This window comes from Neisseria sp. 74A18 (genome assembly GCF_001308005.1).
GTDB lineage: Bacteria > Pseudomonadota > Gammaproteobacteria > Burkholderiales > Neisseriaceae > Neisseria > Neisseria dumasiana.
The window spans coordinates 1-22010 of record NZ_LGZA01000034.1; the positions used below are offsets into that span (position 1 = coordinate 1).

21 protein-coding genes, 4 tRNA genes and 1 riboswitch are annotated in these 22010 nt (G+C 51.3%); of the genes, 9 read left to right on the plus strand and 16 right to left on the minus strand.

Going from position 1 to position 22010, the window contains the following annotated elements; translation table 11 throughout:
* From AKG43_RS09920 to AKG43_RS09980, 13 genes are all read right to left on the minus strand, one after another.
* Nucleotides 1-358 (minus strand): GTP-binding protein (locus tag AKG43_RS09920; RefSeq protein WP_197273141.1); only part of this gene is annotated, 358 nt, incomplete at its 3' end.
* A 45-nt stretch (nt 359-403) separates the two neighbouring features.
* Nucleotides 404-478: transfer RNA gene (locus AKG43_RS09925), tRNA-Thr, on the minus strand.
* 10 nt (nt 479-488) lie between these two features.
* A tRNA-Gly gene (locus AKG43_RS09930) sits at nt 489-562 on the minus strand.
* Between the two features lie 42 nt (nt 563-604).
* Nucleotides 605-688 (minus strand) — tRNA-Tyr (locus AKG43_RS09935).
* Nucleotides 689-823: 135 nt separating this feature from the next.
* A complete protein-coding gene (locus AKG43_RS09940) occupies nt 824-1075 on the minus strand; it encodes a YfhL family 4Fe-4S dicluster ferredoxin (RefSeq protein WP_054600408.1) in 252 nt (83 codons plus the stop codon).
* Between the two features lie 179 nt (nt 1076-1254).
* Nucleotides 1255-2658: an OmpP1/FadL family transporter gene (locus tag AKG43_RS09945; protein ID WP_369799575.1), complete on the minus strand. Its 1404-nt coding sequence runs from the start codon at nt 2656-2658 to the stop codon at nt 1255-1257.
* Between the two features lie 208 nt (nt 2659-2866).
* Nucleotides 2867-3154, minus strand: a complete 288-nt coding sequence (locus AKG43_RS09950; protein ID WP_054600410.1) for a hypothetical protein — start codon at nt 3152-3154, stop codon at nt 2867-2869.
* A gap of 200 nt (nt 3155-3354) precedes the next feature.
* Nucleotides 3355-4773 carry a deoxyribodipyrimidine photo-lyase gene (locus AKG43_RS09955; RefSeq protein WP_054600411.1) on the minus strand — a complete coding sequence of 473 codons (1419 nt, stop codon included), beginning with the start codon at nt 4771-4773 and terminating at the stop codon, nt 3355-3357.
* 108 nt (nt 4774-4881) lie between these two features.
* A complete protein-coding gene (locus tag AKG43_RS09960) occupies nt 4882-5679 on the minus strand; it encodes a thiazole synthase (protein WP_054600412.1) in 798 nt (265 codons plus the stop codon).
* 132 nt (nt 5680-5811) lie between these two features.
* Nucleotides 5812-6009 carry a sulfur carrier protein ThiS gene (thiS, locus tag AKG43_RS09965; protein WP_054600413.1) on the minus strand — a complete coding sequence of 66 codons (198 nt, stop codon included), beginning with the start codon at nt 6007-6009 and terminating at the stop codon, nt 5812-5814.
* On the minus strand, nt 5996-7150 hold the full coding sequence (locus AKG43_RS09970; protein WP_231718153.1) for an FAD-dependent oxidoreductase: 1155 nt from the start codon (nt 7148-7150) through the stop codon (nt 5996-5998). The genes thiS and AKG43_RS09970 overlap by 14 nt, the downstream gene beginning before the upstream one ends.
* Before the next feature lie 174 nt (nt 7151-7324).
* The gene (gene thiC, locus AKG43_RS09975) at nt 7325-9199 is read right to left on the minus strand and encodes a phosphomethylpyrimidine synthase ThiC (protein WP_054600414.1); all 1875 of its coding nucleotides are present in this window, start codon (nt 9197-9199) and stop codon (nt 7325-7327) included.
* Nucleotides 9200-9300: 101 nt separating this feature from the next.
* A riboswitch (TPP riboswitch) is annotated at nt 9301-9406 on the minus strand.
* A 177-nt stretch (nt 9407-9583) separates the two neighbouring features.
* The gene (locus AKG43_RS09980; RefSeq protein WP_054600415.1) at nt 9584-10081 is read right to left on the minus strand and encodes a hypothetical protein; all 498 of its coding nucleotides are present in this window, start codon (nt 10079-10081) and stop codon (nt 9584-9586) included.
* Between the two features lie 274 nt (nt 10082-10355).
* Between AKG43_RS09980 and AKG43_RS09985 the strand changes: the two genes are divergently transcribed.
* The gene (locus AKG43_RS09985; RefSeq protein ID WP_054600416.1) at nt 10356-10790 is read left to right on the plus strand and encodes a YiiD C-terminal domain-containing protein; all 435 of its coding nucleotides are present in this window, start codon (nt 10356-10358) and stop codon (nt 10788-10790) included.
* Between the two features lie 75 nt (nt 10791-10865).
* Here AKG43_RS09985 and rsmD read toward each other — a convergent pair whose 3' ends face one another.
* Nucleotides 10866-11447 (minus strand): 16S rRNA (guanine(966)-N(2))-methyltransferase RsmD, encoded by a 582-nt coding sequence (rsmD, locus tag AKG43_RS09990; protein WP_054600417.1) that lies wholly within the window; start codon nt 11445-11447, stop codon nt 10866-10868.
* 818 nt (nt 11448-12265) lie between these two features.
* On the opposite strand from rsmD, the gene AKG43_RS09995 reads away from it, so the two are divergent.
* Nucleotides 12266-12997, plus strand: a complete 732-nt coding sequence (locus tag AKG43_RS09995) for a LytTR family DNA-binding domain-containing protein (protein ID WP_054600418.1) — start codon at nt 12266-12268, stop codon at nt 12995-12997.
* 266 nt (nt 12998-13263) lie between these two features.
* Here the strand turns inward: AKG43_RS09995 and ffh are convergent, their stop codons facing one another.
* Complete coding sequence (ffh, locus tag AKG43_RS10000; RefSeq protein ID WP_054600419.1) at nt 13264-14634, minus strand: signal recognition particle protein; 1371 nt, start codon at nt 14632-14634, stop codon at nt 13264-13266.
* 122 nt (nt 14635-14756) lie between these two features.
* Here ffh and AKG43_RS10005 point away from each other — a divergent pair, with 122 nt between their 5' ends.
* On the plus strand, nt 14757-15563 hold the full coding sequence (locus tag AKG43_RS10005) for an inner membrane protein YpjD (RefSeq protein WP_054600420.1): 807 nt from the start codon (nt 14757-14759) through the stop codon (nt 15561-15563).
* Between the two features lie 538 nt (nt 15564-16101).
* On the opposite strand, the gene AKG43_RS10010 is transcribed toward AKG43_RS10005, so the two are convergent.
* The gene (locus AKG43_RS10010) at nt 16102-16761 is read right to left on the minus strand and encodes an HAD-IA family hydrolase (RefSeq protein WP_054600421.1); all 660 of its coding nucleotides are present in this window, start codon (nt 16759-16761) and stop codon (nt 16102-16104) included.
* A 456-nt stretch (nt 16762-17217) separates the two neighbouring features.
* Between AKG43_RS10010 and mgtE the strand changes: the two genes are divergently transcribed.
* From mgtE to AKG43_RS10040, 6 genes are all read left to right on the plus strand, one after another.
* Entirely contained in the window at nt 17218-18654 is a 1437-nt protein-coding gene (mgtE, locus tag AKG43_RS10015; RefSeq protein ID WP_054600422.1) for a magnesium transporter, read from the plus strand.
* Nucleotides 18655-18752: 98 nt separating this feature from the next.
* A tRNA-Met gene (locus AKG43_RS10020) sits at nt 18753-18829 on the plus strand.
* A 529-nt stretch (nt 18830-19358) separates the two neighbouring features.
* Nucleotides 19359-20705 carry a Na+/H+ antiporter family protein gene (locus tag AKG43_RS10025; protein WP_054600423.1) on the plus strand — a complete coding sequence of 449 codons (1347 nt, stop codon included), beginning with the start codon at nt 19359-19361 and terminating at the stop codon, nt 20703-20705.
* A complete protein-coding gene (locus tag AKG43_RS10030; RefSeq protein WP_054600424.1) occupies nt 20705-20920 on the plus strand; it encodes a SlyX family protein in 216 nt (71 codons plus the stop codon). The genes AKG43_RS10025 and AKG43_RS10030 overlap by 1 nt, the downstream gene beginning before the upstream one ends.
* Before the next feature lie 80 nt (nt 20921-21000).
* Nucleotides 21001-21471: a 23S rRNA (pseudouridine(1915)-N(3))-methyltransferase RlmH gene (gene rlmH, locus AKG43_RS10035; RefSeq protein ID WP_054600425.1), complete on the plus strand. Its 471-nt coding sequence runs from the start codon at nt 21001-21003 to the stop codon at nt 21469-21471.
* A gap of 178 nt (nt 21472-21649) precedes the next feature.
* Nucleotides 21650-22009 (plus strand): hypothetical protein, encoded by a 360-nt coding sequence (locus AKG43_RS10040; protein ID WP_054600426.1) that lies wholly within the window; start codon nt 21650-21652, stop codon nt 22007-22009.
* Nucleotide 22010 lies beyond the last annotated feature (1 nt).

Here is a 22010-nt window from a genome sequence, read left to right on the forward strand (position 1 = left end):
TGTGCTCACGGGTTTGGGGCATAGGACCGTCAGCAGCGGAACATACCAAGATGGCACCGTCCATTTGAGCGGCACCGGTAATCATGTTTTTAACGTAGTCGGCGTGACCCGGGCAGTCTACGTGTGCATAGTGGCGGGTTTCGGTTTCGTATTCAACGTGGGAAGTATTAATGGTAATACCGCGGGCTTTTTCTTCCGGGGCATTGTCGATTTGATCGTAGCCTTTAGCCTGACCGCCAAATTTTTCGGCCAAAATGGTGGTCAATGCAGCAGTCAAAGTGGTTTTACCATGGTCAACGTGACCGATGGTGCCAACGTTTACGTGCGGTTTGCTCCGCTCGAATTTCTCTTTAGCCATGGCAATTTCCTATTCCTAAGCTTTAAGTTTGGGTAAATTTAGTGATGGTGCCCATGGGCAGAATTGAACTGCCGACCTCTCCCTTACCAAGGGAGTGCTCTACCCCTGAGCTACATGGGCTGAATTATTTTGGAGCGGGTGAAGGGAATCGAACCCTCACCGTAAGCTTGGAAGGCTTCTGCTCTACCATTGAGCTACACCCGCTTACTTACATATTTTTCTCTGCTCCAATTTTGATTGGATTTTTGGTGGAGGGAGAAGGATTCGAACCTTCGAAGCTTTCGCAACAGATTTACAGTCTGCCCCCTTTGACCGCTCGGGAATCCCTCCTAAAGAGAAACGCAATATTAGACAGTTATTTTTTTTTCGTCAAGAGTGTTTTTTGTTTTTTTTAAATAGCATGGTTAGCGTATTAATTTTAAATCGTTTTATTTTGTCGATTTTTGGCTGATTTTTGTGCGCCGACTATTTTTCTGCAATAATGCGTTCGTATTTTGCCTGCAATTCTTCTTGCGTTTCGGGATTTTCTTCATCAATCAATATACAGTCTACCGGACATACTTGCTGGCACTGCGGTTCGTCATAATGGCCTACGCATTGGGTGCACAGGCTGGGATTGATTTCGTAAATCTCGTCGCCTTGCGAAATGGCATCGTTGGGGCACTCCGGCTCGCAAACGTCACAATTAATGCACTCGTCTGTAATAAAGAGCGACATTTTCTTTTCCTTTATAAATAGTTATTTCAAAACCGAAGGCGGATTATAGCATAAACTTTTTTACAGCCATGCACTTACTGAGATGTAAAAACTGATGCAATAAGGCCGTCTGAATTGTTTTCAGACGGCCTTATTGCATTATAAAGGCATACTTTTTACGCTATCGGATATTAGCCTGATTAGAATTTGTAGGTGTATTGCAATCCTAAAATATTGCCGTGGCTTTTATAACGTGCAGACGAAGAAACATTACTGTCGACTGTGGTAATTTCTGCATTCGACTGTTTAGCCTGAGTAACGGCCCGGGCTTTTTGGATGTGCACATAGCTATAAGCGGCATTGATGGTATGCTGTTTGCCCAAATCGTATTTCATACCGACCGAATACCAAATCCTGTTGTTGTCGGGCATAGTTACCAAGCGTTCTTCGTCTTTGCGGACGGGAGATTGGTCGTAAGCCATACCGAAACGCAACTGTAAGGGGTCGCTGACTTTATAAGCCGCTCCGAGAGCCACTTTATAGGTGTTGCGCCAATTCGGCGTGATAACGGTTTCATTTGATTGTTTGCCGCTGGCCGTAACTTTTTTATTTTCAAATTTAAGCTCGGCGCGGTTAAAGCGGGAATGGCGCGTCCAAGTTACGTCGCCGAATATATCCCAACGGGGCGAGGCTTGGTACATGCCGTGCACGGAAAGTGATTCGGGGGTGGTTACTTTCAAGCTGGCTTTTTCATGCGGCACGAAGCCGATGCCGCCGTTTTGAATGGTTTTTCCGATGTTGGTGGTGTATGCCGCTTTGGCCAACCCTCCGGAAGGCGTCCAATCTGCCACACCTTTCAGGTTGTGCTTGACATGCGAACGATAATTTACGCCGACACGGGCGCGGTCATTGATATCCCACAGCCACGCAAGATGGTAGCCCACTCCCCAATCTTTACCTTTCACTTCGGCATAGCCGTCTAGGATACCCGCACCTTCTGTATCAACTCTGGGGCGGCTGGAAGCGGCCCAGTCGGCATATTTACGCAATCCGGCGGTGCTGTATTGGGCAACAGCACCTACGGCGACCGAATGCTGATCGTTCACTTTCACGGCTAAAACCGGCTCGACGGCGATGCTGGTCAATTCGGTTTTATTCAAGTTGTAACGCAAAACGGAATTTTTGTCGTATTCGGTTTCAGAACCGAAAGGCACATAAACGCCCAAGCCTGCCGTAAGGTTGTCGTTAATTTTATAAGCACCGTATACATGCGGTGCGATAACGACATCGGGCGTGATTTTTCCGCCGGTGCTGCCTGCGGCTACTTTTGTGCCTTTGTTATAAACGGCTTGGCCTTCGCTGTATTTGACGTTTGGTGCAACCACGTTCAACGATGCTGAAATTTCATGGCTGTCGAGTTTCGTCAAACCTGCGGGGTTGTAAAACAGGGTGGAAGCATCGGCGGCTTCGGCTGCCGAAGCGTTTGCGGTGCTTTGTGCAGATACCGACTGTGTACCGAAATGATAACCGGAAGCTTGTGCGCCATAAGCAGCCAGTGCTGCGCAGATTGCCAAAGAAAAGCGGTGAAGTGAGTATTTCATAATCTTAATAGGATATATTGTTGGTAGAAATCGGAAAAAAGGCCGTCTGAAACAGCCGTTCGGGTGGTATTTTTACTGCGGCCGCCAAACAGCGGGCCGCCAACCATCTAGTGTAGAGACTCAATTCTATAACAATCTTTTGCACTTTATGGGATATTTTTTCACTCTTAAATGCAACATTGTTGGAAGTGCCGATTTTTCAACCGCATTTTCAGACGGCCTGCTGCCCTACTTTAGCCATCCACACCAGCGGAAAACCGACTTGCCACAACATCAATAACAGGCATTGGATGGCTGTACCGCTCTCTCGCTGCCGAAGGGCTAATATTACGGCGGCAATGGCAATCAACGCACCGGCAAACAGCAGCAACACTGCGGCAAAAGCGGCGATACTTTGTGCAGAAGCAGCATAACGCCACAACAATAAGGTGCCGACAAGTGCGGTAAGTGCCGACAGTGTTCGATAAGGGCGGGGTGTGAGCAGGTAGTGGGCAGCCATACCTTATCCTTTCTTCTCTCTATCTCAATTACGCGGAAAGCAATCATTTTACCTAAACTTTAAGCCGGCACTTATGGGCTTATGTGAAACGGCCGCACATAATATAGTTAATCCACTTAAACCTAAAAAAGCAGCCAATCATAAACATCAGGCCGTCTGAAATGATTGTTTCAGACGGCCTGATGTGCTTTTACCGGCAGTTACGGTTGATTTTCGCGCTTAAACAACGCCAACGCTTTTTCACGCTGTTCGGCGTGATTGACCATGGGTTCGGGGTAGCCGTGCGTATCTATGCTTTCGCGCGCCAACCACGGCGCATGAACGACGTCTTTGCCCAAATGTGCCAGCTCCGGCACATAACGGCGGATAAACTGCCCGTCGGGATCGAATTTCTGTGATTGCAAGATCGGGTTGAAAATTCGGAAATACGGCTGGGCATCGCAGCCTGTGCCGGCAGACCACTGCCAGCCGCCGTTATTCGCAGCCAAGTCGTAGTCGATGAGTTGCTCGGCGAACCATGCTTCCCCCCACCGCCAGTCGATCAATAAATCTTTAACCAAAAAACTGGCGGTAATCATGCGCAATCGGTTGTGCATCCAGCCGCTGCTTTTAAGCTGGCGCATGGCGGCATCGACAATGGGGTAGCCGGTTTGCCCTGTTTTCCACCGTTCGAACCATTCTTGGTTGTTCTCCCAAACGATAGAACGGTATTCCTGCCGGAAACTTTCTTCTGCCGCATGGGGATGATGGAACAGCACCTGCTTGAAAAATTCGCGCCATATCAGCTCGCTCAGCCAAACGCCTGCACCTTCGTTATCGGCCTGTTTGGCCAAGAAAACCAAATGGCGCGGCGACAGCATGCCGTGGCTGAGATACGGAGACAGCCGGCTCGTGCCTTTTTGTGCGGGAAAATCGCGGGCGAGATGATAAGTGTTGATATGTTCGAGGAAACGGCCGAGCTGTTTTTGTGCAGCCTCTTCTCCGCCGGCAAACATCGTCGGCTGATGGATAAAGCCAAGCGTTTCGGGAGACGGTAAAACGGGGGGGCGGCGCAGGGTGTCGGGTAGATCGGCCTGCAATGCCGCCAATGCGGGCCAGTCGTCTGCCGGCTGCCATTGCGCGAACAGGCGGGAATAGGTTTGCAGCCAAGCGTTTTTATAGGGGGTGAAAACAGTGTACGGCCTGCCGTTGTGCGTCATCACACTGGCTTTGGGCAGCACGACTTGGTCGTCTACCCGCACCATTTCCCGCCCTGCCGAATCAAGTGCATGCCAAATGCGGTTGTCGCGAGCGGAAGCCTGCGGTTCGTCTTCATCGGCACAAACGACGGCAGCGGCATGAAGCTCTTGAGCCAGCTTGGGAATCTCGATTTCCGCCTGCCCGTGCAGCACATAAAGCGGCACGTTTTTGGCTTGTAAGGCCGTCTGAAAAGCAGCCACGCTGTCGTATAGAAAACTCAGGCGGCGGTGGTTGCGCTGCTCGGGGGTATCGGTGCGGTTGTCGAAAACATATACGCCGACAACAAGCAGACCGCGGCGGACGGCGGTTTGCAGGGCGGTATTGTCAAACAGACGCAGGTCGCGGCGGAACCAGATAAGCGTAATGGGTTGCACAGTCATAGGCCGTCTGAAACGCTGTGTAATGAGATGAAGGCATTGTAAAGGTTTTGGGCGGCAACGGCATAGTCAAATTCATCTTTAACACTAGGCAGCACGCCGCAGTAAAAGTTAAGTTGGTTGGTTATAGTTGTCGCTGTGCCAAAAGGGCTGGCCGACCGTGGGCGTGCTGGCGCGGGTATGCTCCGAAGGCGGCATCGGCACGGCTTCATAGGCGTTGCGGCCTGCTTCGGTGGCCTGTGCGAATGCTTTGGCCATCTGAACGGGATTGCCGCTGCGCGAAACCGCGCTGTTCAGCAACACGCCGTCGAATCCCCACTCCATCACCTGCGCCGCATGCGAAGGCAAGCCCAAACCGGCGTCGATAATCAGCGGTATGTCGGGCAGCCGGTCGCGCAGCAGGCGCAAGGCATAGCCGTTAACCGCACCCAAGCCCGTGCCGATTGGCGCCGCCCACGGCATCAACGCTTGGCAGCCCGCGTCGAGCAAACGGCGGCAGGCAATCAAATCTTCGGTGCAGTACGGCAGCACTTTAAAACCGTCGCGGATAAGGATGTCTGCCGCTTCCACCAACTGAAATACATCGGGCTGCAAGGTGTCGTCGTGGCCGATCAATTCGAGTTTGATCCAATCGGTATCAAAGAGTTCGCGCGCCATTTGTGCGGTAGTTACGGCTTCCTGCACGCTCAAACAGCCGGCCGTGTTCGGCAGCAGCGGAATACCGGCTTCTTGCAGCAGCGCCCACAATTCGCCGCCGCTGTCGGAAGCGGGATTATGGCGGCGCAGGGCAACGGTAATCATGGCCGGCTCGGCAGCCGCCACGGCCTGACGCATGATATCTAAAGAAGGATAAGCCGCCGTACCCAACAGCAGGCGGGAAAGGAAAGAATGTCCGTAAAGCGTGAGCATGGATGTTCCTCAAATACTTAAGAGATGGCCGCGCTGTTGTTTTCAGACGGCCTGAATATAGATAGGCAAACGAGCAGGCAGCGCATAACGCAAAAATGTGCCGCAGATGGGGGCAACGGTCTCGGTGACGGTTCAGCCGCCCACCACGGGGCGCACGATGTCCAATTCATCGCCGTTGCACAGCTCGGTTTCGCCGTAACGCTGTTTCGGCACGAAAGTTTTGTTGACGGAAACGGCAAAAGGCGGCTGCGGCGGGTGCTGCGCGAGCCAATCGGCCACGGTGCGGCCTTCGAAACTGTGGTTTGCTCCGTTGATTTTAATGTTCGGCATGGGTAAAGACTTTCTGATCAGATGCTTTGTTTTGATGTTCCGAAGCGGCTGTTTCAGCGTGGATAAGCGGCACACGGCTGTTTTGCGGCAAGTGTGAGCCGCCCAGCAAAGCCTTAACGTACTCAACCACCGATTCGGCTACGGCGGGGGAAATCATAAAACCGTGCCGAAACAAACCGTTCGCTTCCAGCAGGCGTTTGCCTGCATCGCAGCGGATTTCCGGCCTGCCGTGCGGAAGGGTCGGGCGCAAACCGACGGCGTTTTCGAGTATCCGCGCTTCGCCGAAAGCGGGATGAACCGCATACAGCGCAGAAAACAATTCCAAGCTGCTGCGTACCGACATCGGGCTGGCGTCTTCGCTGTCGATTTGGGTGGCGCCGACCACAAACAGGCCGTTTTCTTTCGGGCACACATACAGCGGATAACGCGGGTGCAGCAGGCGCACAGGGCGGTTGAGGCTGACTTCGGGTGCATAAACCCGCGCCACTTCGCCGCGCACGCCGCGCAAACGGCTGCCGTCTACGCCGTTCCAAGCCTGCTTGGCACCGACGCCGCGGCAATCGATGACCCATTCCGCTTCATCATGCAGGGTGTGCGGTTCGGCGGGCGTGTTCCAATGGCACACCGCTCCGGCCTGTACCAACGCTTCAGCCAATGCCGCCAACACTTGGCGGTTATCAAGCTGCCCTTCGCCATCGAGAAACAAAGCCTGCCGGAAGCGCCCGGCCAACTGCGGTTCGGCACGAGCAATATCCTCCGGCTGCCACCGCTGCGCAGGTTGCGTGCCGCCGTGTGCCAGCTGAAGGTGCTGCAAAAAACGCGTACTCAATGCAGCATCTTGCGGGTGCCACACAATCAAACTGCCGTTTTGCTGGAAAAACACCTTGCTCGACCATCTTCCGACGTAATCGCGCCACAACGCTAAACTTTGCCGCCCCAAAGCCGTTACCGAAGGCTCGGCTTCTATCGATTCGGCCGCAGGCGCAAGCATGGCCGCCGCCACATACGCCGCACTGCCCTCCCCTTGCGGCGAGGCGGCATCATAAAGCACGGTGCGCACGCCCGATTCGGCCAACCGCCACGCAGTCAGCCGCCCCAGCAACCCGCCGCCCAGCACCGCCGCTTGGTAGGTTTTCATCATGGATTCCTTTCCGGCCGCCCACTCACGGCAGGCGGTTTTTATTATTTATTTCATTCACTTACATCGGCATGGTTTTTCAGACGGTTTCTCAAGCCGAAATGATAAGATCTGTGAAACCATACATAAAAGGCCGTCTGAAAAAACATCTGCGTTTTCAGACGGCCTCAAAGCGCATCAACTGTAAATCTCAGCACCTTTCTTCATAAACTCAACCGCTTTTTCTTCCATGCCTTTTTGCGCCGCGGCGTAGTCGCGCACTTCCTGCGTGATTTTCATCGAGCAGAATTTGGGGCCGCACATCGAGCAGAAGTGGGCGATTTTCGCGCCTTCGGCCGGCAGGGTTTGGTCGTGATAGCTTTCGGCGCGTTCGGGGTCGAGGCCGAGGCGGAACTGGTCGCGCCAGCGGAATTCAAAGCGGGCTTTCGATAAGGCGTTGTCGCGCAACTGTGCGCCCGGCCAGCCTTTGGCCAAGTCGGCGGCGTGGGCAGCCAGTTTGTAGGTAATGATGCCGGTGCGCACGTCTTCTTTGTCGGGCAGGCCCAAATGTTCTTTCGGGGTGACATAACACAACATGGCCGTGCCGTACCAGCCGATATTGGCCGCGCCGATGCCGGAAGTGATGTGGTCGTAGCCGGGGGCGATATCGGTTACCAACGGGCCGAGCGTGTAGAATGGCGCTTCAAAGCAGTGTTGCAGCTCTTCGGTCATGTTTTGTTTCACGCGTTGCAGCGGCACATGGCCTGGGCCTTCAATCATCACTTGCACGTCGTGCTTCCATGCTTTGGCGGTCAGTTCGCCCAGCGTGTGCAATTCGCCGAACTGCGCGGCATCGTTGGAATCGGCCACGCAGCCGGGGCGCAGGCCGTCGCCGAGGCTGAACGACACATCATAAGCCTTCATGATTTCGCAGATTTCGTCGAAATGGGTGTAGAGGAAGTTTTCCTGATGATGCGCCAAACACCATTTCGCCATAATCGAACCGCCGCGCGACACGATGCCGGTGATGCGGTCGGCAGTCAGCGGCACATAACGCAGCAGCACACCCGCATGGATGGTGAAATAATCCACGCCTTGCTCGGCCTGTTCGATTAAGGTGTCGCGAAACAATGCCCACGTTAAATCTTCGGCAATGCCGCCGGTTTTTTCCAAAGCCTGATAAATCGGCACGGTACCGATGGGCACAGGCGCGTTGCGGATAATCCATTCGCGCGTTTCGTGAATGTGCGCGCCGGTGGACAAATCCATAATCGTGTCGGCACCCCAGCGCAGCGACCACACCATTTTTTCCACTTCTTCGGTAAGCGAGGAAGTAACGGCGGAATTGCCCAAGTTGCCGTTGATTTTCACGCGGAAATTGCGGCCGATAATCATCGGTTCCAACTCGGGGTGGTTGATGTTGGCGGGAATAATCGCGCGGCCGGCGGCGATTTCGCTGCGCACAAACTCGGGCGTGATTTGGTCGGGATGGGTGGGCAGGTTTGCGCCGAACGATTCGCCCGCGTGCTGCTTGATGATTTTGGCGTAACGCGGGTCGCGCCAGATTTCTTCCATTTTCATGCGCTCGCGCAGGGCGACAAACTCCATCTCCGGCGTGATGATGCCTTGCCGCGCATAGTGCATTTGGGTCACGTTTTTACCCGCTTTGGCGCGCAGAGGCCGGGTGATTTGGTTGAAACGCAGGTGGGCGGTTTTCGGATCGTGGGCGCGTTCAAGGCCGTATTCGCTCGACAAACCGGCCAAGCGTTCGGTATCGCCGCGCTCTTCTATCCACGCGCTGCGGATATGCGGCAGCCCTTGTTTGAGGTCGATATGGGCGGAAGGATCGCCATACACGCCGCTGGTGTCGTACACCGGAATCGGCGGGTTCGGTTCGCGGCCTTTGTCGGTAACGGTGTCGTCTTGGGCGATTTCGCGCAGCGGCACGCGGATGTCGGCACGACTGCCTTGCAGATAAACTTTGGTGGAATTCGGGTATTTGAAGCGGATGCCGATGTCTTGGCTCAACTCGTCAAGCTGGGCGGCCTCTCGGCCTGTGGTTTTCAATACCATAAAAAACGCTCCTGTTTTCTCGTTCGCAAAAAGAGAAACAGGAGCGCGGTATCTGCTTTTCAGACGGCCTGCCGATAAAGTTTGAGGCCGTCTGAAAAAAATCGGTTACGCTGAAAACTCCCCACGCAAGTATTATCTTGTTCGGGTATAAAGGGTAACTCTCAGCCGCGCCCTGAATATCAAAGCACAGCACCCCTGTTTCGATGTGCGGATTAAAACATGAATATCCGAATCCGTAAATAACCGGAGCATGCGAAAAATAAAAACAGGCAGAATACTGTCGGTATCGTTCTGCCTGTTTCTTTCTTAAATAATCCAATCATTCAGATACTCAACCGCCATAAGCGGCTGCCGGTATCTTTTGGCTTACATATTGCGTTCGGCCTACAAGCGGGCGCACTGGTCTTCTTTGTTTCCCTTCACTTTGTTGGCACCGCCGGTAACATTGCCCATATTGTTTTTACATTGCAGGTTACCTTCTACCATATTCGCCTGCACAGACACACCTGCTTTGTTGTCAAACAATTGGATGTCGCCGCCCACACGCGTATCGCTTACCGATACCGCGCCCGCAGCTTCTTTCAATTGAATGCTGCCGTTTACACGGCTTTTCGCAACAGCGACTTCGGCAGCTTTGTCGGCCTGAATATTGCCGTCGATATGAATGCCCGAAGCAGAGAGCTTGCCGCCTTCTTCGATTTTGACATCACCGCCGACTTTAGTGCCGTCGAGTTTGCACGCCTGCCCTTTTTTCACGATCACATTGTCACTTACCGAAACTTTGCCCAAGTTGCCGCTACATTCACGGTCTGCCGCATGGGCTACGGAGCTGAAAGCCAAAGCTGCCAAAGGGAAAGCAATCAATTTGAATACGTTTTTCATATACTGTCTCCTGTGTATATTTAAGAGCTTCCTGCACACCTTTTTTTATATGCGCAGGTAAGCTGTCAGATGGCAGCATTTGCGTTTTGTTCCTTTATATTTCCTTGATTATCATTACCTTCCAAAATATTACCAACCCTTGCCACTTCCTTACCTGACTTTCCCGCGAATAACACGGTTCCGGCCAATATAATCAATTAACCTCATTTTTAACACGAGGCAACAAGCATCTTAACGTTATAATGCCCGGCGAACATATCCCATACAACCAACAATGAACGCCGCCGAACTGCAATCATTCCTCCACCGCAACATCCCCGCATCCGCCGCTTTGTCACTCAACGTAAGCGAAAGCTCGCCGCAACGGGTAGTGTTGTCTGCGCCCATCTCCCTTAACCGCAACCACCATCAAACCGTATTCGGCGGCAGTATCTCGATGCTGGCCACGCTGTGCGGTTGGTCGCTGGTGCACCTGAACTATCCCGAATACCGCGGCAAAATCGTGATTCAAGAAAGCCATATCCGTTACACCCAACCCGCCCGCGGAGATTTAAACGCAGTATGCGAAAAAACCGGAACGGAAGCGTGGGAACATTGCAGCCGGATGCTGGCCGAGCGGGGCAAAGGCAAAATTACCGTAAGCTGCATACTGTTTAGCGAAAACACCGAAGTCGCACGTTTTGAAGGCAGATATGTCGTATTGGCCTGACCATGAGGCCGTCTGAACACCAACCATAACCCTTCCAACACAAACAGCATGCGGCTTCCGCGCACAATCTTCTGCTTACGAAGCAGAACCACCCTCTCCGCTTTCGGCTTCGTATGCCAGCAAAACAAACTTACTCATCCCCGCTTTACCTTCGCGGTAAACCGTCAGCCATGCCGGTATTTCGGGCAAGCTGCCGGCCTCTATGTAAACCATCGCCCCCTCATTCAGACGGCCTGCCAGCAAATCAAACAATTCCGGCCATTTTTGCCAGTTAAACGGCGGATCCAAAAACACCGTATCAAAACGCTCATGACCGTGTTTCAAATAAGAAAGGCCGTCTGAAAGCACGGTTTCCATTCGGCTGATTCCCAACTCGCGCATATTGTTTTGAATATTCAGCAACGTGTTGCGGTTGTTTTCCACCACAACCACCTTGCGCGCATGGCGTGATGCAGCCTCCATACCCAACGCCCCGCTGCCGCCAAACAAATCCAACACGGCTTGTCCGGTCATGTCCTGCCCCAGCCAGTTAAACAAACGCTCGCGCACACTGTCGGGCGTGGGGCGCAAGCCGTCGGCATCAGCAAAATGCAGTTTCCGCCCGCGGTGAACGCCGCCGATGATACGGATTTGATTATGGTGTTTGTTATGCTTCATAAATTCCGAATAAAAAATAAATCATATACACACAAGTTCAACATCCAAAAACCATTTTCAGATGCCGTCTGAACATTTCTTTCAACTTAAGCTGCGGATCAAGATTTTTCAAAAGCCAGACCCATTTCTAACGCTGCCTGCAGCATGTCAGCAAATCATTCGAATCCGAAATCACTTCCGTCTCATCTAACATTATATTTATATTAAATAAATCAAATACAACTCAAAAGATGCACGGTTTACCACACGCCCACACCCGCATCAGCCCCGCAGCCATATTTTCATTGCAGTTTCGCAACAGATTATTTACATTATCCCATTCCGCCATTGTTGATAAATCAGCAGAATTTTTAAGGGGCATAACTGTTTTTTGCACACACCCGATTCAGGGTTGGATATGCTCTAAAGCACCATAATACGGGCATTACCACCATATTGCATTTAAGTACCCGCCGCGAACCGTCTGCATTTTCGCGCATTGTTTCACAAATAAAACTGTAAACAATGGTACAATAATTAAAAGTTTTATTTATTTTTGTGAACTTTTGTCTTGGCGTTTGTTTGAATTCGATTTAGATTTTAATATAATCACAATATCTTGATTAATCATTTTAATTTCTTGTCATTTTAAAAACCATGCCAAAACCATAGCAAAGCTAAAATGAATGTTGATATATGCTATCGATGGGGATACGATACATATACATTACAGATTTTTCTCATCTCCCTAACAGTTTGATAATATTGCCACTCGTGGTAATTTCTTGGTCGTTCATTTTTGAACATTTACATGATAAAACCAATAAGACTGACAGAATATGCTGAGTGCGATTATTGTTGAAGATGAAGTGTTGGCTGCAGAGCGTTTACGGGTATTGCTGGAAGAGTGCAATGTAGTGTTGCTGAAAATTTTCCATCATGCACAACCCGCTTTGGATTGGCTGAGCATCCACGAGGCGGATATTGTATTTGCCGACATCGGCCTGCCTGAAATTACCGGCCTCGAACTGGTCGAGCGCATCAAACGCGTAGCGAAAAAACAACCCGAAGTGATTTTTACCACTGCCTACGAAGAACACGCGTTAAGGGCTTTCGAACTGGCGGCGGCAGATTATCTGCTCAAACCCATCAAAGTGTCGCGCCTTCAGGCTGCTTTGGAGCGTTTGAATGAAAAACATCGCGAAAAAGCCGATGATTTTACCCATTTCAAAGTGTTCAACCGCAACAGAATGGTCGAAATTCCGTGGCAGCAAGTGCGCTATCTGATGGCCGAGCATAAAACCGTATTTCTGTTTACGGGCGACGGTCAAAGCTACGAGTTGCCCAAAACACTGGTTTATTGGGAAGAATTGCTGGGCGATAAAATCATCCGTATCCACCGCAATGCTTTGGTTTTCCGCCACACCCTAGATTGCCTGATCCGTTTGGATAACGGCGAGGAAGACGACACAAACGCCACTTGGGGTGCGCGGGTTTTGGATATTGAAAAACCCTTGGCCGTGAGCCGCCGCCAGCTTGCCGCCATCCGTAAAATTTTGCGTGAAGGTTAAACTTTTCCGTGTATTGATACAGTCAATCAACTTAACCTTGATACAAGGCGGCAAGCCGCAAACAGTACAGTTAGTACGGCAAGGAGCAGCAACGCCGTAGTAAAACTAAGTTGATTGACTATAAAGGCTTACATACCGGGCCTTCATCTGGGAAGGCCGTCTGAAAAAATGGGACTGCACTTCTTAAGTCGGACATCTAATCCAACCCGACTTAAGAAGTGCAGTCCCATTTTTTCAGACGGCCTGCCCCATCACAACGGAAACACTTACATACCCGGGAACATACCTTTCATCCCCTTCATACCTTTGGCCATACGCATCAGCTTGGCCATGCCTTTGCCGCTGAACATCTTCATCATCTGTTGCGATTGCTCAAACTGCTTGAGCATTTTGTTCACTTCCTGAACAGATGTGCCGGAACCTTCGGCAATACGGCGTTTGCGGCTGGCTTTAATCAACGCAGGGTTGGCGCGTTCTTTCGGCGTCATCGAATTAATGATGGCTTCCACATGCCCCATCGCTTTTTCCGCCGTGCCTTCGGGAATTTGTTTGGAAAGCTGGCCAAGCTCACCAGGCATTTTAGACATCAGGCTTTCCAAACCGCCCATGTTGCGCATTTGTTGGATTTGCTCTTTAAAGTCGTTGAGGTCGAAGCCTTTGCCTTTGTGGAGCTTTTTCGCCATTTTGGCGGCGGCTTCTTCGTCTATACCTTTTTGAACGTCTTCAATCAGGCTCAATACGTCGCCCATGCCCAAAATGCGGCTGGCGATACGGTCGGGATAGAAAGGCTCGAGGCCGTTGATTTTTTCGCCGACGCCGATAAATTTAATCGGTTTACCGGTAACTTGACGCACGGACAATGCCGCACCGCCGCGCGAGTCGCCGTCCATTTTGGTGAGAATCACGCCGGTGAGAGGCAAGGCTTCGTTGAAGGCTTGTGCGGTATTCACGGCATCCTGACCGAGCATGGCGTCAATCACAAACAGCGTTTCTACGGGATTCACGGCAGCATGCAATGCCTTAATCTCGTTCATCATCTCTTCGTCAATCGCCAAGCGGCCGGCAGTATCGACCATCAGCACATCGTAGAAATGGCGTTTGGCATGGCTGACAGCGGCTTTGGCAATATCTACGGGCTGTTGTCCGGCATCGGAAGGGAAGAAATCCACGCCTACTTGCTCGGCCAGTAATTTCAGCTGTTCGATTGCCGCAGGGCGGTAAACGTCGGCAGAAACCACCAAGATTTTCTTTTTATGGTCGTTTTTAAGCAGGCGCGCCAACTTGCCCACGGTGGTGGTTTTACCCGCACCCTGCAAACCGGCCATCAGCACTACTGCGGGGGGCGCAGCGGCAAGATTTAAGGTGCTGTTTTCTTTGCCCATCAGTTCGATCAGAGCTTCGTTAACGACACCGATAAAGGCTTGGTCGGGCGTCAGGCTGCCGGTAATTTCCTGCCCGAGTGCTTTTTCTTTCACGCTGTTGATGAATTCTTTAACCACAGGCAGCGCCACATCGGCTTCCAACAAAGCCAAACGCACTTCGCGCAAGGCTTCTTTGATATTGTCTTCAGTCAGTTTGGCCTGGCCGCGGATGTTTTTCAACACGTTACTAAAGCGGCTGGTTAGGTTGTCTAACATACTTGTCCTTGAACATTCATTGATAATGAGAATAGCTGCCCGAATCGGGCGTTATTTGATAAAATTATTTTATTTTACACTAGGCGTGCGCCGCTGAATATGCACGCAAGAGAAAGTTTGTCATGCCGATTGTGTTGGTCTGTTTAATACTGGTATATGCGGCGTTGGCGGGCTTTGTATGGTTCCACCACAAAACCCGCAACGATAAGCCCTATCCGATTAAAACCGAATTAGCCATACTCGCCCCCGCGTTGTTGGTACACGGTATCGTGTTGTTTTTGCCCGTGGTGCAAGACCGCATAGTGGTAATGGGGTTTGGTTATGCGGTCAGTCTGATTGTGTGGCTGATGTTGACGATGTATTGGACGGGCAGCTTTTTTCACTGTTTGCGCGGCCTGCAACTGTTACTGTATCCGTGCGTGGTATTGTCGTTGCTGTTAGGCGTATTGTTTCCGGGCAATATGTCGGCTTATCAAATCAGTGATTGGCCGTTTATGCTTCATATCGGCACATCGTTGTTGGCCTACGGCCTGTTCGGTATCGTAACCTTGCTGGCAGTGTTGATTTTGCTGCTCAACCACGATCTGCATAAAAAAAGATTTTCGCCGCTGGTATCGTTTCTGCCGCCGTTGCTCAGTTTGGAAAAGCTGATGTTTCAAGGAATGTGGGCGGGTTTTCTGCTGCTCACTTATTCGGTTGTCAGCGGCACGTTCTTTACTGAAGATGTGTTCGGACAGCCGGTTCATTTCAGCCATAAAACCATATTCGGAATAGTATCTTGGCTGATTTACGGCGGCTTGCTGTTGAAACACGGCATGACTGCATGGCGGGGCAAGAAGGCGGCGGTATGGACCATCATCGGCTTCTTAAGCCTGATGCTGGCTTATGTAGGAAGCAAATTTGTGCTGCAAATCATACTGAACCGCTAAGCCTGCGCCCTTATGCAATATAGACAATCAACTTATTTTTACTACGGGGTTGCTCCGGCTTTCTGTCTTAACTAAGTTGATTGGCTATGAAATCGGAAAACGGGCATTTGTGTAGTAAAGTGTAGTAAGCAGCAGTTAATTTAAGATTGAATTTGCTGTTTTGAATATTATTATAGAAATTATCACGAATTTGAGTTAGGTGAAAATATCTAACCGCCCGAGCTATACATAAAACAGGCTGCCCTTATTGGCAGCCTGTTTTGCTAATGTTGACAACTACTTAATTCTCTCTCTATTTATTTTGCCTTTGCTTACTTGGCTTGTGATTAACATCACTTGGTGTAACAGAATGTAATTGATATTGGTTGAAAGTGCAAGCTTCGTATAAGAAAAAATAGAAATAAAGCTCGGTTTTGATTGAAAAAAAGATTATGTTGGCGTTTAAAACCATGTAACTTTGATTTAATAGAATTAAATGTTAAGTGCTTGCATGGCTAATGAACAGCTGAAAACCAAAAACATTAGGCAGAAGAGTGTGTTATGTGTTTGACATGTTGCGTATGAAACCGGGAAGTTCGGATAAATCTTTTAAAACGGTCAAACAGGGAAATGCTGCCAACTGCTCTTGCGAATGTGCACCGGTGGCAACCGCTACTGCCCGCGCACCCGCATTCGCAGCCATCTCCAAATCATAAGTCGTATCGCCGACAACAAGAGCGTCGGCAGGGTTTAACCCCAATTCGTCGCACAGCGTGAAAACCATATCGGGCGCAGGTTTTGAGGGTTGTTCTCCGGCGCAGGCCGTAGCCAACCAAAAATCAGCGGTGTCGGTTTGGGCGATGGCTTTATCCAGCCCGCTGCGCCCCTTGCCGGTAGCCACGGCCAGCCAATAACCCTGCTCATTTAAGTTGTTCAGGCACGGCAGTGCGGAATCGAAGAGGCGCATGTTGTGATTATTGGGATTCAGATAATGGTGCGCATAGGTTTCGGCAAGCTGTTCTTTCAGATGCAGGTCGACATCGGGAACAAGTCTGTGAATGATGGTAACGAGGTTATAGCCGATTAAAGCCCGTATCGTATCGGCTTCGGGAGCGGTAAGACCGCAGTCTAAAAAGGTTTGTTGGAAAGTGTTGATGATCGGGCCGGTAGTGTCGGCCAAAGTGCCGTCCCAGTCGAAGATAATCAGTTTGGGTTTCATAGTGCTTTATCTAATATATTCAGTTAGTTGATTATACATTGTGATTGCCGGGGCTGCCTAATCGCTGATCCGTTTAATGAAGTGTTTTTGATGTGAGGCCGTCTGAAAGCTTATATCTGAAACAGATAAGCAAGTTTTGGCAAAACATGCCAAGCCTGCTTTCAGACGGCCTGAGTCCTTTACCAAATCTCCGAATGCGGATGCGGTTCAGAGCAAACGGTGCACAACGCAGAAATGCGCCGCAAATGGCGGTTTTGCAAAGGCCCCGGCCTGTTTGTGTAAGCATTGGTAAAGCACGCTGAATCGGTGTAGAATATGCGCCGTTTCCAACTCAAGACCTGCACAAAGCAGGCGCATGCTATGGACCTTCCCAGTTCATTATTAACGTCGCACAACCCTATCATTTAATCACCCTGCCTGAATGCTGCTCCCGCAATACAGGCGGGCGGAGTATTTATGAGCATCGAGCAAGAAACACCGACTCAAACCGAATTAGAGCGTTTGCCGCTCGATATCGAGCGCATTCACGAGCTTTCCGAAGCCTTGCTGCCTTTTTCTTCGCAAATCGAAGAAGGCGGGGTTATCGAAGATGTTGAACTCAACACCAAACTGGCCGAATTAATCAACGTATTGCATGATCTGCATCCGGCAGACGTGGCCAATGTACTGGAATCGTTGCCGCCCAAAGAACGTACGCTGGTATGGCATTTGGCCGCGCCCGAGGAAGACGGCGAAGTTTTGCTGGAGGTATCCGATGCCGTTCGCGAAACGCTGATCGAGTCGATGGATAACGAGGAGCTGCTGGCGGCGGTAGACGATTTGGATGCAGACGAGTTGGCCGAGCTGGCCGGCGACCTGCCGCACCAAGTGGTGTATGAAGCCCTGCAAACCCGTGATGCCGAAGAGCGTGCGCAAGTTCAGGCGGCAATGTCGTATGAAGACGACCAAGTCGGCGCGATTATGGACTTCGAGCTGGTAAGCATCCGTGCCGATGTTGCTTGCGAAGTGGTGTTGCGTTATCTGCGCCGTTTTGAAAGCCTGCCCGACCACACCGATAAAATTTTCGTGGTTGACCACGACGACGTATTGCAAGGTGTGCTGCCCATCCGCAAACTGCTGGTGGCCGACCCCGAAGAGTTGGTGGAAAATGTGATGGCCACCGACGTGGTGCGCTTCCGCCCGGAAGACAACGTGGAAGAAGCGGCTCAGGCGTTTGAGCGTTACGACTTGGTAACCGCCCCCGTTGTGGACGGCAACAAAAAGCTGATCGGCCGCATTACCATCGATGAAATGGTGGACGTAATCCGCGAAGAAACCGAAGCCGATATGTTGAACATGGCCGGTTTGCAAGAGGAAGAAGACTTGTTTGCGCCGATTCTGGATTCGGTGAAAAACCGCTGGATGTGGTTGGCCATCAACCTCTGCACCGCATTTATCGCCAGCCGCGTGATCGGCGCGTTTGAAGGCAGCATCGAAAAAATCGTTGCCCTTGCCGCGTTAATGCCGATTGTGGCCGGTATCGGCGGCAACTCCGGCAACCAAACCATTACCATGATCGTTCGGGCAATGGCAATGGGGCAGCTTTCCGGCCTGCAAGCCGGGCGGCTGTTGAAAAAAGAAGTGGGTGTGGCTTTGGTAAACGGCCTGATTTGGGGCACGGTAATGGGCGTGGTGTCATGGTTGCTGTACGATAATTTCGGCATCGGTTTAGTGATGATTGCCGCAATGACCCTCAACCTGCTGCTGGCGGCGACTGTCGGCGTGCTGATTCCCGTTGCGATGGAAAAAGCAGGACGCGACCCCGCGCTGGGCAGTTCGGTGTTGATTACTGCGGTTACCGATTCCGGCGGTTTTCTCATTTTCTTGGGATTGGCTACGTTATTTTTGATGTAGCGGATGCGGTCGGCAACACAATATTTCAGCCTTACGCAGAAAAAAGTGTTGATAACTGTTGACAACAATATATAGCATCCATATAATTACAAATCTGCCGCGGGGTGGAGCAGCATGGTAGCTCGTCGGGCTCATAACCCGAAGGTCGTAGGTTCGAATCCTGCCCCCGCAACCAAATTCTTAAAAAAGCACTTTCTTTCGAAAGTGCTTTTTTATTTGTCTTTTAACAAGCAGATATCAATAGTTGCTGCTTTACTCAAAAGTTCATCAATAATGCCGTGATGAGAGCTTTGCCAACACCGCCTGCGGCACAATTCAAGGCACAGCAGCACAGCGGTAACAAATATGTCCGTTTTTTTACAAAGGTCTTTGTTATGCGCTACACAGATTAGATTAAAGATACAACAGCTGCCGGCTATGTTTGTAAACTTGCTTAATGGCGAGTAAAATCATGTGGTTTTGTTTTCATGGTTTTGACCGTGTCGTGCGCTAACTGACGACATAGCTTAAGCGGGAGCAAACAGGCCGGTTTTTGTTTGAAGTTTAGTTTAATGGGTTTTACCCCGAATATAACCGAAGACAGGAAAAAGAAACCGGGAGTTTGCCTCTTTTCGAACCATGGGTTTTCCACACTCAAGAAAATGGTTGAGTATGCTGGTTGACGGTATATGAGGCCGTCTGAAAGATACAAAGGGAATGAAAATATGAATGCCGTTGTAATTGCCGTTGCCGTGATGCTGATCTTGTCGCTGGCGCGGGTGCATGTGGTGCTGAGCCTGCTGCTCGGGGCTTTGGCGGGCGGTTTGGCCGGCGGGTTGGGATTAACGAAAACCATGGAAGTGTTTCAAACCGGTTTGGCCAACGGTGCGCAGATTGCGCTTTCCTACGCCATGCTGGGTGCGTTTGCCGTGGCCATCGCCCATTCGGGTTTGCCGCAAACGCTGGCCAATGCCGTTATCCGCCGCTTAGACAACAGCCGCGTGCGCGACAATGTGCCGGGCAACGTGAATGTAGTTAAATGGGGGCTGCTGCTGGCCTTGCTGGCTATGAGCGTGATGAGCCAAAACCTGATTCCCATTCATATTGCGTTTATTCCGCTGATTATTCCGCCGCTGCTGCTGGTATTCAACCGCATTCAGCTCGACCGCCGCTTGCTGGCCTGTGTGATGACTTTCGGTTTGGTTACCACTTATATGTGGCTGCCGGTGGGTTTCGGCGAAATTTTCTTGAAACAGATTTTGGTCGGCAACATCAATAAAGCCGGTTTGAATGTTGACAATATCAATGTGGTTCAAGCGATGACCATTCCCGCATTGGGCATGATTGCGGGCTTGTTGGTTGCGGTGTTCGTCAGCTACCGCCGTCCGCGTGCTTACCAAAATACATCGGTAGATGTGGAAGCGAATCATCAGGCAGCCGTGCAGCCGAAAATTTCCACCTACCGCAGCATGGTGGCTTTGCTGGCAATTGTGATTTCTTTTGTGGTGCAGTTGTGGGCGGGGTCGCTGCTGCTGGGCGCGATGGTCGGTTTCGCCGTGTTTATGGCGGCGGGCGTGGTGCGCTGGGGCGAAGCGGATACGGTGTTTAACGACGGCGTGAAAATGATGGCGATGATCGGCTTTATCATGATTGCGGCACAAGGTTTTGCCGAAGTGATGAAAGCCACCGGCCAGATTGAGCCGTTGGTTAAGACTTCAGCCGAAATGTTTGCCGGCAACAAAGGCATGGCGGCTTTTGTGATGCTGTTGGTGGGTTTGCTGGTTACGATGGGCATCGGCAGCTCTTTTTCCACCTTGCCGATTATCGCCACCATTTATGTGCCTTTGTGTATCAGCATGGGGTTCTCGCCGATGGCTACTTTGGCTTTGATCGGCACGGCGGGCGCATTGGGCGATGCCGGTTCGCCCGCTTCCGATTCCACTTTAGGCCCCACCGCCGGTTTGAATGTGGACGGCCAGCACGACCATGTGCGCGATACGGTGATTCCCACCTTCCTGCACTATAACCTGCCGCTGATGGTTTCCGGCTGGATTGCCGCGATGGTGTTGTAATGAATGATTTGGAAGCACGCGTTACCGAGCTGGAAATTCAGACGGCCTTACAGGAAGACCTGATTGCCAGCCTGAACGACACCATTGCCAAGATGCAGCAAACGCTTGATTTACAGCAAGGGCAGTTGCGCTTGCTGTATCAGCGGATGCAGGAAAAAAGCAGCGGCAACGGCGAGCCGTACAGCCTGCTCGATGAGATACCGCCGCATTATTAACCTTAATGATGAGGCCGTCTGAAAACCGTTTCAGACGGCCTCATCATTATCACAGCGGATTTTCCGCAAGAGAAAGAGCCATGAATATTACCGTTTTAGCCGTCGGCACCAAAATGCCGCGCTGGGTGGACGAAGCCGTAAACGAATACGCCAAACGTTTCGGGCGCGACGTGAACTACACCCTCAAAGAAATCAAGCCCGAAAAACGTGGCGCAGGCGTGAATGCCGCGCAGGGCATGGCGGCGGAAGAAAAACGCATTCTCGAAGCGGTGCCGCAAGGCGCATTTTTGGTGGTATTGGACGAGCGCGGCAAAGCGCCCACTTCGATCGAATTGGCGGAGCACCTGAAAAACTGGCAGCAAAACGGCGAACACGTCTGCTTCGTGATCGGCGGGGCGGACGGCATGACCGACCGCCTCAAACAGCAGGCACGGCTGATGCTGCGCCTATCCAGCCTCACCTTGCCGCACGGCATGGTGCGCGTGCTGCTTACCGAACAGCTTTACCGCGCCGTGTCGATTTTGCACAACCATCCTTACCATCGCGAATGATTCAAAACCATAGCGCCGGATTTCAGCTCGGTATCCGATGCAAAGCATGATTTGGTCAATGATGGTTTACGAATAGCCCGAGGCCGTCTGAACGTTTTCAGACGGCCTCGGGTAAGCCGTATAGATTTTCCCATATCTTTGCTATATCATTTCTACCATTACCCGCAGGAGCACAGCCATGTATGAAGTAAACCGCAGCGTATTTTTACTGATCCCGTTGGAGCCGTTTTGGAATTGGCTGCAATCGCTGCCCGAAACCCCTATGGATATCACGCTGGAAGATTTGCAGTCGGATGCCAACTCCTATCTGGTTCGCCCTTGCGAAACCGCAGATGAGGTGTGGGACGAGATAGAAACCCGCTTCGAGCAGATTTTTGCAGCCGAACTGGCCGATTGGTGTGAAGACGAAAGCCTTTGGCCCGATTTGGATGCCGATATTTTCAACGAATGGTTCGATATCCAACTTTCTACCGTGGTAACCGATTTGGAACAAGAACCGTTGGGGCGTGAAATTTTCCAACCCATCACCCTGAATTGAT

Excerpts from the sequence above, each read along its gene's own strand:
- AKG43_RS09940 (WP_054600408.1), bottom strand. The coding sequence starts at position 1,075 with ATGTCGCTCTTTATTACAGACGAGTGCATTAATTGTGACGTTTGCGAG.
- AKG43_RS09950 (WP_054600410.1), bottom strand. The coding sequence starts at position 3,154 with ATGGCTGCCCACTACCTGCTCACACCCCGCCCTTATCGAACACTGTCG.
- AKG43_RS09955 (WP_054600411.1), bottom strand. The coding sequence starts at position 4,773 with ATGACTGTGCAACCCATTACGCTTATCTGGTTCCGCCGCGACCTGCGT.
- AKG43_RS09960 (WP_054600412.1), bottom strand. The coding sequence starts at position 5,679 with ATGCTCACGCTTTACGGACATTCTTTCCTTTCCCGCCTGCTGTTGGGT.
- thiS (WP_054600413.1), bottom strand. The coding sequence starts at position 6,009 with ATGCCGAACATTAAAATCAACGGAGCAAACCACAGTTTCGAAGGCCGC.
- AKG43_RS09970 (WP_231718153.1), bottom strand. The coding sequence starts at position 7,150 with ATGATGAAAACCTACCAAGCGGCGGTGCTGGGCGGCGGGTTGCTGGGG.
- thiC (WP_054600414.1), bottom strand. The coding sequence starts at position 9,199 with ATGGTATTGAAAACCACAGGCCGAGAGGCCGCCCAGCTTGACGAGTTG.
- AKG43_RS09980 (WP_054600415.1), bottom strand. The coding sequence starts at position 10,081 with ATGAAAAACGTATTCAAATTGATTGCTTTCCCTTTGGCAGCTTTGGCT.
- AKG43_RS09985 (WP_054600416.1), top strand. The coding sequence starts at position 10,356 with ATGAACGCCGCCGAACTGCAATCATTCCTCCACCGCAACATCCCCGCA.
- rsmD (WP_054600417.1), bottom strand. The coding sequence starts at position 11,447 with ATGAAGCATAACAAACACCATAATCAAATCCGTATCATCGGCGGCGTT.
- AKG43_RS09995 (WP_054600418.1), top strand. The coding sequence starts at position 12,266 with ATGCTGAGTGCGATTATTGTTGAAGATGAAGTGTTGGCTGCAGAGCGT.
- ffh (WP_054600419.1), bottom strand. The coding sequence starts at position 14,634 with ATGTTAGACAACCTAACCAGCCGCTTTAGTAACGTGTTGAAAAACATC.
- AKG43_RS10005 (WP_054600420.1), top strand. The coding sequence starts at position 14,757 with ATGCCGATTGTGTTGGTCTGTTTAATACTGGTATATGCGGCGTTGGCG.
- AKG43_RS10010 (WP_054600421.1), bottom strand. The coding sequence starts at position 16,761 with ATGAAACCCAAACTGATTATCTTCGACTGGGACGGCACTTTGGCCGAC.
- mgtE (WP_054600422.1), top strand. The coding sequence starts at position 17,218 with ATGAGCATCGAGCAAGAAACACCGACTCAAACCGAATTAGAGCGTTTG.
- AKG43_RS10025 (WP_054600423.1), top strand. The coding sequence starts at position 19,359 with ATGAATGCCGTTGTAATTGCCGTTGCCGTGATGCTGATCTTGTCGCTG.
- AKG43_RS10030 (WP_054600424.1), top strand. The coding sequence starts at position 20,705 with ATGAATGATTTGGAAGCACGCGTTACCGAGCTGGAAATTCAGACGGCC.
- rlmH (WP_054600425.1), top strand. The coding sequence starts at position 21,001 with ATGAATATTACCGTTTTAGCCGTCGGCACCAAAATGCCGCGCTGGGTG.
- AKG43_RS10040 (WP_054600426.1), top strand. The coding sequence starts at position 21,650 with ATGTATGAAGTAAACCGCAGCGTATTTTTACTGATCCCGTTGGAGCCG.